Origin of the sequence: Pedobacter ghigonis (genome assembly GCF_903166585.1) — a bacterium.
Classification (GTDB): Bacteria; Bacteroidota; Bacteroidia; order Sphingobacteriales; family Sphingobacteriaceae; genus Pedobacter; species Pedobacter ghigonis.
This window is the reverse complement of the sequence record NZ_CAESCM010000001.1, coordinates 192,505-208,526: the sequence shown is the minus strand read 5'-3', so window position 1 is coordinate 208,526 and position 16,022 is coordinate 192,505. Positions and strand designations below refer to the sequence as shown.

The 16,022-nt window shown below is 40.3% G+C and carries 13 protein-coding genes; 7 read left to right on the top strand and 6 right to left on the bottom strand.

What is annotated here, in order from left to right; all coding sequences use genetic code 11:
• Positions 1-47 precede the first annotated feature (47 nt).
• The 4 genes from HWV58_RS00930 (at position 48) to gap (ending at position 4,336) form a co-directional block, all read left to right on the top strand.
• Positions 48-554 carry a hypothetical protein gene (locus HWV58_RS00930; RefSeq protein WP_175632257.1) on the top strand — a complete coding sequence of 169 codons (507 nt, stop codon included), beginning with the start codon at positions 48-50 and terminating at the stop codon, positions 552-554.
• A gap of 716 nt (positions 555-1,270) precedes the next feature.
• On the top strand, positions 1,271-2,011 hold the full coding sequence (locus HWV58_RS00925) for a glycosyltransferase family 2 protein (RefSeq protein ID WP_175632256.1): 741 nt from the start codon (positions 1,271-1,273) through the stop codon (positions 2,009-2,011).
• Between the two features lie 133 nt (positions 2,012-2,144).
• On the top strand, positions 2,145-3,227 hold the full coding sequence (locus HWV58_RS00920; RefSeq protein ID WP_175632255.1) for an MraY family glycosyltransferase: 1,083 nt from the start codon (positions 2,145-2,147) through the stop codon (positions 3,225-3,227).
• 113 nt (positions 3,228-3,340) lie between these two features.
• Positions 3,341-4,336 carry a type I glyceraldehyde-3-phosphate dehydrogenase gene (gene gap / locus HWV58_RS00915; protein WP_175632254.1) on the top strand — a complete coding sequence of 332 codons (996 nt, stop codon included), beginning with the start codon at positions 3,341-3,343 and terminating at the stop codon, positions 4,334-4,336.
• A gap of 106 nt (positions 4,337-4,442) precedes the next feature.
• On the opposite strand, the gene HWV58_RS00910 is transcribed toward gap, so the two are convergent.
• A complete protein-coding gene (locus HWV58_RS00910) occupies positions 4,443-4,829 on the bottom strand; it encodes a DoxX family protein (RefSeq protein WP_175632253.1) in 387 nt (128 codons plus the stop codon).
• 188 nt (positions 4,830-5,017) lie between these two features.
• Here HWV58_RS00910 and HWV58_RS00905 point away from each other — a divergent pair, with 188 nt between their 5' ends.
• A complete protein-coding gene (locus tag HWV58_RS00905) occupies positions 5,018-6,415 on the top strand; it encodes a sulfatase family protein (protein ID WP_175632252.1) in 1,398 nt (465 codons plus the stop codon).
• Positions 6,416-6,487: 72 nt separating this feature from the next.
• On the opposite strand, the gene HWV58_RS00900 is transcribed toward HWV58_RS00905, so the two are convergent.
• From HWV58_RS00900 to HWV58_RS00890, 3 genes are all read right to left on the bottom strand, one after another.
• Positions 6,488-6,907, bottom strand: coding sequence for an arsenate reductase ArsC (locus HWV58_RS00900; RefSeq protein WP_175632251.1), 420 nt, complete (start codon positions 6,905-6,907; stop codon positions 6,488-6,490).
• A gap of 136 nt (positions 6,908-7,043) precedes the next feature.
• The gene (locus tag HWV58_RS00895; RefSeq protein WP_175632250.1) at positions 7,044-7,892 is read right to left on the bottom strand and encodes an arsenite methyltransferase; all 849 of its coding nucleotides are present in this window, start codon (positions 7,890-7,892) and stop codon (positions 7,044-7,046) included.
• 37 nt (positions 7,893-7,929) lie between these two features.
• Entirely contained in the window at positions 7,930-8,259 is a 330-nt protein-coding gene (locus HWV58_RS00890) for an ArsR/SmtB family transcription factor (RefSeq protein WP_175632249.1), read from the bottom strand.
• Between the two features lie 304 nt (positions 8,260-8,563).
• Here HWV58_RS00890 and HWV58_RS00885 point away from each other — a divergent pair, with 304 nt between their 5' ends.
• Positions 8,564-9,004 carry a GNAT family N-acetyltransferase gene (locus HWV58_RS00885; protein ID WP_175632248.1) on the top strand — a complete coding sequence of 147 codons (441 nt, stop codon included), beginning with the start codon at positions 8,564-8,566 and terminating at the stop codon, positions 9,002-9,004.
• 2 nt (positions 9,005-9,006) lie between these two features.
• Positions 9,007-10,200, top strand: a complete 1,194-nt coding sequence (locus tag HWV58_RS00880; protein ID WP_175632247.1) for a phosphoglycerate kinase — start codon at positions 9,007-9,009, stop codon at positions 10,198-10,200.
• Positions 10,201-11,114: 914 nt separating this feature from the next.
• Here the strand turns inward: HWV58_RS00880 and HWV58_RS00875 are convergent.
• Both HWV58_RS00875 and HWV58_RS00870 read right to left on the bottom strand, forming a co-directional pair.
• Complete coding sequence (locus HWV58_RS00875; RefSeq protein ID WP_175632246.1) at positions 11,115-12,692, bottom strand: SusD/RagB family nutrient-binding outer membrane lipoprotein; 1,578 nt, start codon at positions 12,690-12,692, stop codon at positions 11,115-11,117.
• An 11-nt stretch (positions 12,693-12,703) separates the two neighbouring features.
• Positions 12,704-15,868: a SusC/RagA family TonB-linked outer membrane protein gene (locus HWV58_RS00870; RefSeq protein WP_217706923.1), complete on the bottom strand. Its 3,165-nt coding sequence runs from the start codon at positions 15,866-15,868 to the stop codon at positions 12,704-12,706.
• Positions 15,869-16,022 lie beyond the last annotated feature (154 nt).

Genomic DNA, 16,022 nt, shown 5'->3' with positions numbered 1-16,022 from the left:
CCAAATTGTAAGAGCAACGTATATGCTCGCTTTAGTGCAAAACAATAATGTCGAAGTTTCTATCCCTGACTGTCTTGTCCACAGTTTTATTTTTTTCTTATGCATTTCCCACGGAAGGCTGTCTGGTAGGCAATACTTTTTACACTTCGTATTTAGGCTTGGTTCGCTTATCAGGTAATCCTGAAATTACCGGAGATAAAAAGGTTTTTAATAGTGGAGGCACCCGTTATCCCATTAATTATTCTGGTATTGAAGTATGCTCAACCGTAACCGCTAATAAATATAATAACGGTAGTCCTTACAGAGATGGACCTTTGTGTTTCGCTATGCCGGCAGCCACCTATAATGCTTATCCTGCAAGTGGTACCCCGGGCGTAAGGGTGGCTAGTAGTTATCCCAGTGGCACCGGTTCCTTACAGGATTTTACAATCAGTTGCGTAATTACCCCTCTTCCAGTTGATGATGAAATTTGGATTTTGATAGCGCTTTCTATTATTATGGCAGTTGTAACGATATATAAGTCAGGACTAAAGGTAAGGCTCACGGCTGAATGACATCTCAAGATTTTACAAAGCTTTGTGGTAGATGGAATAAGGTCTAACGCATGAATCGATTATCGATATACTTTTCCCGTAGGTTTCTCTATTTATAATCTTTACAGAGAAGTTTCCTAAGGTGTATTGAACAAAAAGAACGCGCCATTGAGCTGATAAAGGGGCTAACTTCGTGTATTCTATCACTGATACATGAAATTTCTATGCGTTTTTACCATAACTATACTAACTGCTTTGCACACTTTTGCTCAGGGATCTGCAACTGGGTGTTTAGTACCTTACTATAACAGAGTTTATACTTCTAATGCGTTCGAACTTTTAGGGTCAGCTCAACTTTTTAATAATACCCCCTCAACAGGTTTATCACCAAATTACTGCAGCTGGACCCCGAGTAGTACTGGTGCTTCATGCGTGATTTGCGATGGTCTTTTAGGAGTAGATTTAGTAGGGATCAAGGTATGCTTACTTGGTCAATTCAGGTATGGATCGCAAGGTATGTTTACCATGGTCGAATGCAACCTTGACGATCATTCCTGGGTTTTCGGTGCGGCAGCAGGTCTGTTCGGTATATTCATTATAAGAAGAAGAAATAAACTGTAATTATGTCGCTCAAGGTTTAATTGCACCAAACTCGATCAGGCAAATACCCACTTAATTTCTATATTTACCGCAGGTTCAGTTTATCCGGCAGGATAGCGCTGAAGATCTGCTAAGTCATGAAAATATCTCTCATTACAGTAGTTTACAATGGAGAAACATTTCTACAGGAATGTTTTAATTCCATTCGTGCTCAAACTTATCCTGATGTAGAGTATTTAGTGATTGATGGGGGGTCAAAAGATAGAACGCTGGGCATCATTGCCCGGAACCAGGCGCATATCAATTATTTCACATCGGAAAAAGATCATGGCCTTTATGATGCCATTAACAAAGGGATCGCAAAATCTACAGGCGATATTATTGGGATTTTAAATGCTGATGATATGTTTGCTGGTTCTGAAGTATTAACTGCCGTTGCCGAAACCTTCAAAAGCCAACCAGAAATAGATGCGGTATATGGTGATTTAAACTATATACACCCCGCTAACGGCAAAATTGTGCGGAAGTGGAAATCAAGGCATACGACTTTCAAGGATTTACAGCAAGGATGGATGCCTGCCCATCCAACGCTTTATGTAAAGAAAGCGTTATTCGAAAAACATGGGAATTATGCATTAGATCTGGGGACAACTGCAGATTACGATTTAATGCTCAGGTTTCTTTACACGCATCAGCTCAAGACTGCCTATTTACCCATATTAATGGTTAATATGCGTATTGGTGGTTTGAGTAATAAGTCGGTTTATGACCGTTGGCTGGCTTTGGTAAACGATTATAAATCACTCAGGAGAAATAAATTACCCTATCCTTTGTGGGTATTAGTAAAGAAAAAGCTAAGCAAACTGAGGCAGTTTTAATATAAAATGTGACTTGAAATCAAAATCATTATCAGCTTTTAGTGAACTAATTGATTTATGTCATATTAATATATTGCAATTAGTGTGATTAATTCTACAAATTTTTATACATTTGATTATAAATCATCCCGCTTTGTTTAACGATATACTACATTCGAACCCAGCTTATTTCTATAGCGCCATATTTATTCTGGCGTTTTCTGCTGTAATTTTGAGTGTACCAAGCGTAATTTATACCTCGTTAAAATATGGTCTTTTTGATAGCAATGACCTCTACCGCAAAAATCACAAACGCAATATTTCACGTCTAGGCGGGCTGGCCATTGTAGGTAGCTTCACTGTTAGCATCTTACTTTTCTCATCCATTATCAATTTTAAAGAAGCCAATTTTGTTATTGCATCTTGCATCATTCTTGCTGCCCTGGGCTTAAAGGACGATGTCTATGGCACCAACACCAGTACCAAGTTTATTTTACAAATCGTTGTGGCTTTTATTCTGGTGTTTTTCGGATCCTTTAGGTTAACAAGTTTATATGGTGTGCTTAATGTAGGAGATATGCCCCCGCTATGGGGAAGCCTGTTTTCCATTGCCCTGATTATCTTTTTAAACAATGCCTTCAACCTGATAGATGGTATTGACGGTTTGGCAGGGGGTATCGGAATATTAACCAGTTCTATATTTGGTGTACTATTCGCCTTTATGGGGCAGATTCCTTACGCCTTTATTGCTTTTGCACTGGCAGGCGCCATTGCAGGTTTTTTAAAATACAACTGGTTTCCGGCCAAAATTTTTATGGGCGATACCGGCGCATTGATTATTGGATTGATTTCGGCAGCACTGGCCATCAAGTTCATTGAACTTAATAAGTTTACCGGTAAAAACCATCCCGCTTTTTATTCGGCGCCAGCTATTGCGGTAGCGATATTAATTGTGCCCATATTCGATTCGCTAAGGGTGTTTTGCATCCGGATTTTAAAAGGAGCCTCCCCATTTAAAGGGGACCGTAACCACATTCACCACCGTTTAGAAAGACTTGGTCTAAAACCAAACCAGATTGTGATTGCTTCATTAGCGCTTAATGTGGTTATTCTGGTGGCTACCATCTCGCTGCAACGGCTCGGTAATTTTACGCTAATATTCCTCATTATAGGTATCTGCGCTATCTTTAACGGGGGACTCTCGCTAAGGCTTTATAGAAAGAAATCGAGAGCTTAATTGCAGGATTTCAATAACAAAACAAGTCTTTCATCATTACATTTCCATCTTATCATATCATCGCTTTCAATTCATAAATTAATACTAATTTTGCGCTCTAATTTTTTAATAACATGAGGCTGGCAATAAACGGTTTTGGCAGAATAGGAAGAACATTTTTACGATTGGCATTGGCTCAAGGCTTTGAGGTAGTAGCGATCAACGATCTGGCAGATGCCAAAACAATGGCCCATCTGTTTAAGTATGATACCGTTCATGGTGTTTTTGCTGGCAATGTTTCGGCTAAACCCGATGCATTGGTAATCGATAACCTCTCTATTCCCGTTTTTGCAATGAAGGAAGCTGATGAGTTACCATGGTCGGCATTAAGGGTTGATCTGGTTGTCGATTGTACTGGTAGGAATTTGACTCGTCCACTCGCCCAAAAACACATTTCCTCAGGTGCTAAGCAAGTATTGATTTCTGCTCCGGCGGCTGATGATATTCCAATGGTGGTGTTGGGCGTTAACGATGATCAGATTGATTTGAGCAGCAAAATACTTTCTAACGCAAGTTGTACTACCAATAACATTGCGCCCATGATTAAGATTTTGAACGATAACTGGGGGGTAGAAGAAGGCTATATCACTACTATTCACTCTATGACCGGTGATCAGAACCTGCACGATGCCAATCACAAGGATTTAAGAAGAGCAAGGGCCGCCTCATCTTCCATTATTCCAACCACAACCGGTGCGGCTAAAGCCATTACCCATATTTTTCCAGAACTGGATGGTCGTTTAGGTGGTGCTGGTATCAGGGTGCCTGTTTTAAATGGATCGCTTACCGATTTTACCTGTCTGTTAAAAAAGAAAACAACTATCGAAGAAATTAATGCGGCCTTTAAACATGCAGCGGAGAATGAGCTGATGGGACTGGTTCAATATACGCAAGATCCAATTGTTTCGATTGATATTATCGATAATCCACATTCCTGCGTATTCGATTCGTTGCTTACCTCTATCGTTGGCGATATGGTTAAAGTGGTAGGTTGGTACGATAACGAATATGGCTATAGCAGCCGCTTGATTGATGTAGTAAAGAAAATAGATCAGTTGCCGAAAGCCTGATTTATTGCACTTTTGCCATTGTTACTTTCGGCTATTGCTAAACTGTTGATAAAGTAATGATAAAGCATAGACAGAGCGTAGTTAGAGTATAATTTCGTAATTAAGCTTATCTGGCTGTCGATTTTAATGCCCAATATATCAGTACCGGCTGGAAAAACAGGCGTAAGAATCTTTTAGAATCCGTGTTGAGCCCAAAGGCACTTCTGTGGTTTGCAAACTGTGAAATATTTCCTGGAAATACTGCTGTAAGCAATCCGGCGGCAATTTTGCCTACTGTGCTCTGGTACCTTTTGGGGGCGAGCACCAATGCTGCACCCAGGCCGATTTCTACCAAACCAGAGTAAACTACCGTGTCATCTTTTTTTAAGGGTACCCAATCGGGTACCTGTGCCTGGAAAGGCTTTCGTGCAAAGGTTAAATGGCCGATTCCAGCCGTAATTAAACCTGCTCCCAATAATATTCTTGCTGTATTTCTGATATGTTTCTCTTTCACAACGTCATAAATTAGTTAACGGATCATATATACTCAACAACGGAGCGTCCGATCTGTTTTGATTTAGTGCCTTCAAGCGGATCGTAATTTCAATATATCCAATTCATTACATTACTGTAAAAGTTAAATCTATAGATTTGGTAGTTTAACTTCCGCAATTAAATTTTGCTGCCGATAATTTTTTAACTATGATCCAAAGCCTGAACAAATGCCTTGCCTATGTTACTATTTTTAGCCTTGTATTTGTAGCGCTAAATGTTGGCGCTCAGGGCAAAAAAGCAAAAAATACCAGGCCTCCAAACATTATCGTAATCTTAACTGATGATATGGGATTTAGCGACATAGCGGCCTTCGGGGGTAAATTTGTACCCACACCAAATATCGACCGTATTGCCGCCAATGGCTTAAAGCTTAGTCAATATTACAGTGCCGCGCCAATATGTTCGCCATCGCGTGCGGGCTTGCTTACCGGCATGTATCCGGGCAGATGGAATTTTTGCACTTATCTGGATAATAAAAAGCACAATCAGAACGCAGAGCAAGCCGATTTTCTTGATCCAAAGGCACCCAGCATAGCGAGGATTTTTAAAGAGGCCGGTTATGCTACCGGGCATTTTGGTAAATGGCACCTGGGTGGAGGGCGCGATGTTAAAAATGCACCTGGTTTTGAGCAGTATGGCTACGATGCGCACGCCAGTACCTACGAAAGCCCTGATCCCGATCCGGCTATTACTGCTACCAACTGGATCTGGTCGGACAAGGATAGCATTAAGCGTTACGACCGGACTAAATATTTTGTAGATAAAACCCTTGCCTTTTTCCAGGCACATCCAAATCAGCCCTGTTTTGTAAACCTTTGGCCAGATGATGTGCATACACCTTGGGTGCCGAGAAAAGAAACCGAATATACCGGGCAATACCCCATGAATAGCGAAGAAGAAGCCGCATTTAAGCTGGTGTTAAAAGAATACGATATACAAATTGGCAGGTTGCTGGATGGTTTGAAAGCACTTGGGGCCGATCAGAATACCATCGTTATTTTTACAAGTGATAACGGTCCTTTGCCCAGCTTCAAAGGCAGCAGGGCAGCAGGCTTAAGGGGATCTAAACTCTCTTTATACGAAGGAGGGATAAGAATGCCTTTCCTTATCAGCTGGCCGGGGCATATTAACAAAGGCAAAACAGATAATCTTTCTCTGGTAACGGCTACTGATCTTTTACGGTCGCTGGCTAAAATGGCTGGTATTAGCTTACCTCAAAGTTATAAAGGAGACGGGGTGGATAGGAGTGGAGTTTTCATGGGGCAACCTTCAGCAAGAAAAAAGGAAGTATTTTGGGAATATGGACGAAATGATATCGCTTATAAATATCCCCGCCCGGTTGACAAAAGCCCAAACCTGGCAATCAGAGAAGGAGATTGGAAATTGCTGATGAACAGCAATAATACCGATGTGCAGTTGTACAATATTACCAAAGATAAGAAGGAGACAACCAATCTTGCCGCCAGCGAGCCTGAATTAGCTGATCGTTTGAAGGGTAAATTATTGAACTGGTGGGGGGGGCTTCCAAAATTACAGGCTAATTAATTAAAACCTCATGCTCCCTTATAAAAAATCAGACCAGTGTAAGCTGATCTGATTTTTTTGAATTTCGACAATTTAGTGCTTCAAATTTTGGTCTACAAAGTCGCTAACATATTTTCGGATCATTTCCCTTACCTCGGAGAACTGCGCCATGATTTGTGCTTCGTTTCCGGTCGCTTTTGCAGGGTCAGGAAAGTTATAGTGTAGTTTGATCGCTTTTGATGGAAAGTAGGGACAACTTTCCCTTGCATTGTCGCAAACGGTAATCACAAAGTCGAAGTCGATATTTGCATACTCGTTGATATGATTGGAGGTATGGCCCGATATATCTATTCCATCACGCTTCATAATCTCGACTGCTTTTGGGTTAACCCCATGGGTTTCTATTCCTGCGCTGTAGATTTCCGCAATATTTCCTGCAAAGTGCCTTAAATAACCCTCTGCAATCTGGCTACGGCAACTATTGCCCGTACATAATACCAATATTTTTTTCATGTTCTTTAAACTAACAGCCAAATGATGTTGATGATACAAAACTTTGGATCAAATCCAAAGATCAATTGCAATACAATAACCGAAAGGGTAATCACCACCGGCTTTTTATATCTGACGAGCGTTTCGGGTTTCATAGCTAGTCACAGCATCCTGGCGCACAGCATGCCTGCTGGCTTACAATTGGTTTCTCTGCAAATACCGTTACACTAAAAATACCTGATTTTCCGTTTTTGAAACTTTCGATCTCCGAAGCAGAAAGATAGTTTTTGAGTATGTCGTCAGGAATGATGATCGGTTTTTCTTTCTGCAAGGTTACATTCTTGAAACCATTTGCATCGATCAGTCCAAGATAGGTATCCTTTTGGATGGCTCCAGCCACGCAACCTGCGTACATTTCTGCATCCTTTCTCAGCGCCTCAGGCAGTTCACCAACCAGTACCACATCTGAGATGCTGAAGTGCCCTCCGGGTTTCAATACCCTGTATATTTCTTTGATAACCGCATCTTTATCCGGTACGAGGTTAAGTACACAGTTGCTCACAATCACATCGGCAATGTCAGCGCTCACTGGCATCTTCTCAATGTCGCCTTGCCTGAACTCGATGTTATGGTAGCCCAGTTTTTCTGCATTTATCCTCGCCTTTTCGATCATCGCCGGCGTAAAGTCGATACCAATAACCTTTCCGCTTTCGCCGGTTTCGTTTCTGGCAATAAAACAGTCATTACCTGCACCACTGCCGAGGTCTATTACCACATCGCCAGCCTTGATTTTGGCAAACTGGGTTGGGAGTCCGCATCCAAGGCCAAGATCGGCCTCCGGATTATAGCCTTCCACCTGGGTGTAATCATCCGTCATGATGTTGTAAACCTCTGTTGAGCACCCGCCTGCACCACAGCATGATGAGGCATTGGTATCTTTATCCTGTAAAGCGATCTCGCTATACTTCTGTCTAACGAGGTCTTTTAGTTTTTCATTATTTTCCATATTGATTGTGATATTACGATTGAATTTGACAAATTTTTTAGCAGCAGCTCTGCTTGTTCTGGTATGAGTCGAAAAGTCCGTTCAGTTCATCCTGTAAGGCTTTCCATGCTTTTGGTTCGATGCAGTAGCATACGCTCGCACCCTCAATGGTTCCCTGTATGATGCCTGCATTCTTCAGTTCCTTCAGGTGCTGCGAGATGGTTGCCTGAGCAAGACCAAGTTCATTTACCAGATCGCCACAAATACAGGCGTTTACTTTGATAAGCTCCTGCAGGATAGCAATGCGTGCGGGATGTGCGATTGCTTTTAATTGTATAGCAAGCCTGTTCTGTTCTTCAGTAAATATTTCTGATTTTGTAGTTCCCATATCGCAATATTACGATATAATAAAGTCATGTCCAAATAATTTATCGTTATATTGCGATTATATTAGTTAAATTGTTGATTATCAGTTTTGTAATTTGCTTTGTGCCTTGTCTCGTCCGAAGCGTATAAGGATAAACTCTTCCTCAGCATTTGGCTACCGTCTACTATAATTTTTACGGGGAATGTTTAAACTTTATAGGCGATATTGTGATTGGGTTTCAATTGCTTTGTTAACTTTGCAAACCTGAGCGGAGCAACACATGCTAATATATGGGTGGTTCGCGCTAAATTGTTGCTAATAAAATATGGTCAAATTTATTCTTTCCGAAGAAGTCCTGCCTTTAAGAAGCCTGGTTTTACGCAATGGCAAGCCCTTACAAGAATGTGTTTTTGAAGGCGATGATGCCTACGATACCTTTCATCTGGGTTTTTGGCTGGATGGGGAAATAAAGTCGATTGCCACTTTTATGCGCAACGATTTCTTCCCCGAAGAAGGCGAAGGTTATCAGTTACGGGGCATGGCTACCCATCCCGATGCCGGAGGTAAAGGGTACGGAGCTGCACTAGTTAGCTTTGCCATCGAATACTTAAAAGAATATAAAACCGATTATTTATGGTGTAACGCACGCTCTACGGCAGCAGCTTTTTACAAAAAGATTGGCTTTACCACCGAATCGCCGGAATTTGATATTCCCGGAATCGGTTTCCATTACGAAATGAAATTAAACTTAAATCAAAATAATTAAACATGAACACCATTGACCAGTTTGACTTTAAAGATAAAAAAGCATTAATCAGGGTAGATTTTAACGTGCCTTTGGATGATGAATTTAAAATTACCGACGACAAAAGGATCAGAGCTGCATTACCAACCATTAGTAAAATATTAAAAGATGGCGGTGCAGTTATTTTAATGTCGCACTTAGGCCGTCCGAAAGATGGACCAACAGATAAATTTTCTTTAAAACATATCCTTGCTGATCTTTCTGCTTTAACAGGTGTTGAAGTTAAGTTTGCTGACGATTGCATAGGCGAGAGTGCTGCTACTCAGGCTGCTGCTTTAAAATCAGGAGAAATTTTATTGTTAGAAAACTTGCGTTTTTACAAAGAAGAAGAAAAAGGAGATGTAGCCTTTGCCGAAAAATTATCAAAACTTGGTGATGTTTACGTAAACGATGCTTTCGGAACTGCACACCGTGCACACGCTTCAACATCGATTATTGCACAATTCTTCCCTGATGCAAAATACTTCGGTTACTTGATGGCTTCTGAAGTAGAAAATGCAGAAAAAATCCTGAACCACGCCGAAAGACCTTTCACTGCCATTATGGGTGGAGCCAAAGTATCTGATAAAATTCTTTTAATCGAGAAATTGTTAGAGAAAGTAGATAACCTAATTATTGGTGGTGGTATGGCTTATACTTTCGCTAAAGCACAGGGTGGAGAAATTGGTACTTCATTATTGGAGGCTGATAAACAAGAGCTTTCTTTGGAACTAATTGAAAAAGCAAAAGCTAAAGGTGTAAACCTGATTTTGCCGGTTGATACCGTAATTGCAGATAAATTTGCAAACGATGCAGCTAAGCAAGATGTAGCCGCCGGACAAATTCCTGCTGATTGGATGGGACTGGATATCGGCCCGAAATCTGCTGAATTGTTCCAGGAGGTGATTAAAAACTCTAAAACCTTATTGTGGAATGGCCCAATGGGTGTTTTCGAAATGGAAAGCTTCCAGGTAGGTACTAAAGCTGTGGCCGATGCGGTTGTGGCAGCAACTAAAGATAATGGTGCATTTTCATTAATCGGAGGTGGCGATTCGGCTGCGGCAATTGCTAAATTCGGTATGGAAGATGAAGTTAGTTATGTTTCTACAGGTGGCGGTGCTTTATTAGAGTATATGGAAGGTAAAGAATTGCCAGGTGTGAAAGCCATTAACGGGTAATCAATACCAAACAATATAAACAAGGCCCTTGCAGATTAATTTGCAAGGGCCTTGTTTTTACCCTATTGTTTGATAGGGCATGACCAAGTTTGGTGATTTATTGGTGCCTTGGAATACGGAACACTCAAATAACTAGATTTCCAACTACGTTTTATGGACGTTAATTGCAGATAACGAAGCATTTTTACTCATTTCGAAAGAATTAGTAACTGATTTTAGAAAACGATTCGGAGATAAGGGCTGCATTATATTATGAATGATAGCCTAATTTTGATGAACTCATTTAGAAGACTGAAAGAAAATAAACATGTAATTTAAATTACGGTATTGAATAGAATACCTATTCTGCCGGACAGTATTTAAACAAGGCGAGTAGCGGGTGTATATGTTGGCTTTAGACTTACAAATGTGAAAGAAACTATTTCTGAATTAGATTCTCCAAAAGGATGAATGGGTTTAGATGTGTTAACTTTTGAATATAGCTAATATGAGCTATTAAAGTAGTATAATTTCTACTTTATATCTGTTTAAAGGTTTTAATGTTGGAAAAAGACGACTTATTTATGTGTTGGTTATTTGTGTTTGAAAATGCTGATATTAGTTGAGTATTTAATAGATTATGAAGATAGGGCAAAGGTTAGCGAAAAGTTAAAAGAAGGTATAAAGTCAACACTTTTAAATCTTTAGACTTATATCCAAAAACTAGAAAAATACTCTCATCCGCATTTTCCAGATAACAGATATCAAAAAACTATCTACAATATGGACTCCCAATAGGTCGCTCAAAGCTTGGAATAGTACTAAATGAAAGGATAAATAATAAATTCTATTATTAATGATGCCCTGAGTGAGACTTGCAAATAAAAATGGCCGCCTTTTTCCGGCAGCCATTTTGAATTAGCATCGAAAAGAAATTAAAAATTACTGGCAGTGCTTGTATCCCACCACAGGCGCGATGCAATATCATCCTTACCCGAACTTAAAAAAGTTGCTGCTTCTGCAACAGCCGAAGCATTTCCGGTTCTTTCTGCGGGCACAAATACCAGGCGCTTAATCCACTGGTCGGCGGTTATTACCCCCCAATCCGGACTGCTGTCGTTTTTGGCGACATGTGGGATTTTTGGATAGCCTGTTCTTCTAAAGTCTACCCAAGACTCTAAAGTATTGGTAAATGCAGACAGGTATTTTTGGGTAATAATTTTTTCCAGTTTCAATTCGTTCGAATCGCCTGCATTCCAGGCCACTGTAATGGTAGAAAGCGCTGTGAAATTATTTTTGCTGTCTTTCGGATCAATATAATTAATTGGTTTGCTGGTTGCATCAGCCAGATAAGCATCAACACCTGCCGCTCCCCAATCTGCAAATGAAAGGCGTACGCCATTTTCATAATTTGTTTTGGCATCGCCCGCATTTGCCCATCCCCTTAATGCGGCTTCCGCTTTTAAAAAGGCAGTTTCGGCTGCAGTAAATCCTCTGCGGTTTTGTACTGATTTAAAATCAGTGCTCACTGTAGAATAGGGCACTCGGTCATCTTTCGCATTAATATAAGCGCCACTGCGAATGCCTTTATACTTATAGGTAGGATGATCAGTAACTAAACTGGCATCACTTACTTCACCAAAATATTTCGCTATACGGCCATCTTTTAAGCCCACCATAAATGATTCCATGGTTGCACCCATACGGGTATCGTTCCAATCGAAACAAATCATCGAAACTGGCATAACATTGCCATTCAATGGAAGAAGGAAATTTTCAGCATTTGTAGTAATTAATCCGGCCGGATCTGCCAGCGCTTTTTCTCCCTGAGTTTTAGCAAGCGTAGGGCTAACCTTAACCAAACGCATGGCCAAGCGGAAACGTATTGAGTTCAATAATTTTAACCACGCATTCATGTTGCCTTTATAACTAGGGTCGAATTTGGTAAAGCCGGTGTAGGTTGTGTTGGCTTTGAAATTGGTTTCAATCTGATCTAATTGGGTAAACAGCGTATTGTAAAGATCAGATTCCTTATCATATTTAATAGAACCTAAGCCCCCTGTGCCATAATTAGAGTAAATTACCGGGCCATGGATGGCTGTTAATTTAGAAATGGCCAGTACCCTAACCAGTTTTGCCCAATCGCCAAATAATGGTAATTTTTTTTCTTCGGCAAGCTGTATCACCTGTTTTGAAGGCGACATTACGCTGCCATATATACGGTTCCAGTAAGCATCAATCCAACGCAGGTAATAAGTAGTATTATTTACATTCCCAACATAAGGTGTCGGTGCACCCATATATCCCATCCAGTTATCATAGCACAAATCTTCTTCAATCTGGTGTCCCATCAGGTTGAATAACATTACAGAAAAAGAAGAGCCTACTAAATTAAAATCCTGCTCTAACAGTTTATCTGTTATTTGATTGGGATTTGTATTTATCTCTTCGAAATTCTTGGTGCAGGAGTTGAATACGATCAAAGCAAGCACCATTAAACATAATTTTTTCATTATTTGATACATTAAAAGTTCAACTTAAGATTAAGACCGTAAGAACGGGTAGCAGGAGATGCAAAAACATCATTGGCCTGATTACTATTGCTTGTACTCATGGCTTGCTCAGGATCAAATGGGGCTTTTTTGTAGAAGAAGAACAAGTTACGGCCAACTAACGATACAGATGCCGATTTAATGGCTGAACCTTTAATTGGCAAATTGTAAGATAATGATAGCTGCGCTAAACGAACATTCGTTCTCGAGAATACATAAGGCTCCATAATTCCATTTCGATCACCTACCACATCATAGTATACCCTTGGATCGATTGATGTCACTGCTACATTGTCTTTAATGGCATTTATTGGCATTGTTGGACCAGCATCGCGAATATCGCCGGTTCTTTTACTTACGCCGTACGAATCAAGGAAAGCTTCGGTTTTAGAAAAGGCAACCCCGCCAAATTTAGCCGTTACCAAAGCACTTAAACTAACGCCTTTGTAAGTAAAAGTGTTATTCCAACCGGCAATGAAATTCGGATTTAAATTTCCTACATATTCTTGTTTCGCCGTTCTGGTTGGTTTTCCATCTGCATCTAGTATGATTTGGCCAGCTGCATTACGGGCAAGGTTAAAAATGTATAAATCATTGAATGAACCGCCGGCTTTAATGATCGAATTAAAGCCTTCATCGTTACTGCCTACCTGATATTCCGGGTTTTCGGCAATTAACTCTATAATTTTATTTCTGTTCTGCGATAAGTTTACAGATGTATTCCATTTGAAATTATCAGTTTTTACAGGGTCTCCGCCTATTGTTAACTCAAAACCCTGGTTGGCTACTTTACCTGCATTTACATAATAGAACGTATAGCCAGAGCCTGATGGGGCAGTTAAAGATAAAAATTGGTTGGTACTGGTGTTTTTGTAATAGGTAAAGTCGATGCTTAATCTGTCGTTTAGCAAGCGACTTTCTAAACCAATCTCATTACTGATTATTTTTTCAGGCACTAAGGTTGCGAATGGTGTTTGTGTATTTCTGTTAATACCACCTATGCCATCTGGTCCACCTGCACCACCAATGGTATTACCTGGGTTTACAATGTTATAGGGTACTTCGTTTCCAACCTGCGATGTAGAGGCCCTTAGTTTTAAGAAACTAATTTCTTTAGGCATAGTTATCATTTGGCTTATTATTGCCGATAAACCTGCCGAATAGTAAAAATAAGAGTCATTTCCCGTAGTGGCTAATGTGGATGCGTAATCGTTTCTACCCGCCAGATCTACGTAGAGCATATCTTTAAAACCTAAAGACGCATTAGCAAATAAGCCTTGTTTCTGAACCCTGCTGTAGGTTTGGTTAATCACTAGATTATAGGGAAGGTTCGCGAAACTAAAAAAGTTAGGGTACTGTAATGGTACAGTTCCGTTTGCAAAGGTCATCCCATCATTAAAGGTATAATCCTGGATACTCGCTCCCAATACACTATTTAAGCTAAATTTGCCAAAGTTATTATCGTAACTTAAAATAGCATCACCGTATAAGGCTTTATCATTGTACTTTGCATAATTCCAGGTACCGTTAGAACTTACGCTTACCGAGTTACCGCCTGCGGCATACCGGTAATCCAATAGTCTGTCATTATAATCAATATTACCACGTACATCCACTTTAAAATGTGGTAAAAATGCATATGATGCTTTTGCTGTAGCAATTACCCTGTTGCTGGTGGTAAGTTTTGGGTCGTTATTTAATTCCCAGTAGGGGTTGTTTTGCTTTTCTTCTGTAGAATACCAGTTTTGTACAAATAGGTTTCTGGTAGGATTGAAAATTTGATAGTTGGTTTTATAGTCGTCGAAATTTCTTTCCCTTGCAAATAAATATAAACCCGTTAATGGATTGTTATAATATCCTGCTCCAGGCCTATTTTTAGACTTTTCGTAAGAGAACCTTACATTTCCGCTCAAAGTAAGTTTATCATCAAATAATTTTGTTTCCTGGCTTAGTGTAACATTGTGTTTGTTGTAAGTACTTGTTGGTACAATGCCCGATGCGTTATTGTTACCATAAGAAAAGTAAGTGGTTGTCCTTTCATTTCCTCCTGATACTGATAATGAATTAATGGTGTTTACACCGGTCTGGAAAAAGTCGTCAATGTAGTTACTTTGATAATTTCCTTTTGTTTTAGACCAGCTTCTATCATTTCCACCATCAGCTCCATAACTAAACTGAAATTCTGGTAAAGTAGCTGCACTGCTAAAATTGATGGTCGAATTTAAAGCGATCGCAATTTTACCATTCTGGCCTTTTTTAGTGTTGATTAAAACCACGCCATTAGCACCTTGGCTTCCATACAAAATGGCACCATTGGCCCCCCTTAAAATCGTAACCGATTCAAAATCGTCCTGGTTTAGTGCCGAAAGGCCATCACCAGCATCAGTGCCGCCGTATGATCCGGGCTGGCCACCTTTATTATTTACTACCGGAACCCCGTCAATTACAAAAAGTGCTTCACTATTTCCTGCAATTGATTTAGAACCCCGCAATACCGTTTTTGTAGAACCACCCACACCAGAGTTGCTGATTCCAATATCAATACCCGCAGCTTTACCGCTTAAAGCCTCCATAAAGTTCGGCGCTCCAGCCTTGGTAAGTTCCGTGCCCGCAAGTTGTTGTGCAGCAAACGTCAACGCTCTTTTCTCACGTTTTACACCTAAGGCGGTAACCACTACTTCGGTCAGGTTTGCATTGCTAGAAGGCTTTAGCTTTATCGTTATGTTGGTTTGGTTACCAATACTTACTTCCTGAGTTTCCATACTGATGTAGGAAACCACCAATGTGGTAACGTTATCGGGAACATTTAAAGTAAATCTTCCATCGCTACCGGTAGATGTTTTAACGCTGGTGCCTTTTGCGGCAACTGTTGCTCCCGGAAGCGGTAAACCAGATTCATCAACCACCAAACCGGTAATGGTCTTAGCCATTTTGTCGTTTACATTAGTGGCGTTTTTTACTACCTCGGAGGGCTTTGGGAATAAGCTTTTGTTAGTTGTGCCCCCTTCAGCCTTAGCGGCATACTGTAAGCCAAGTGTTGCGACTGCCAGGAGCGCCATTTTCCGGAGGCCCCGGGTTGTGCTGGAGAAAGTTAATTCCAGGGCACAGCTTGTGAAATGATTGTTCCTCATTTTCATACAATTTTTTGTTTAGTTTAGGTTAATGCCAAATCAATTTCTTGATCATCCTTAACGATTTTCGAAACAAGCTGCCATTTTACACTCATGACAAAAACATTGAGCTTTATGTGCTTTAATTACATAACATATCGTGGTTCCTGTTATATAATAT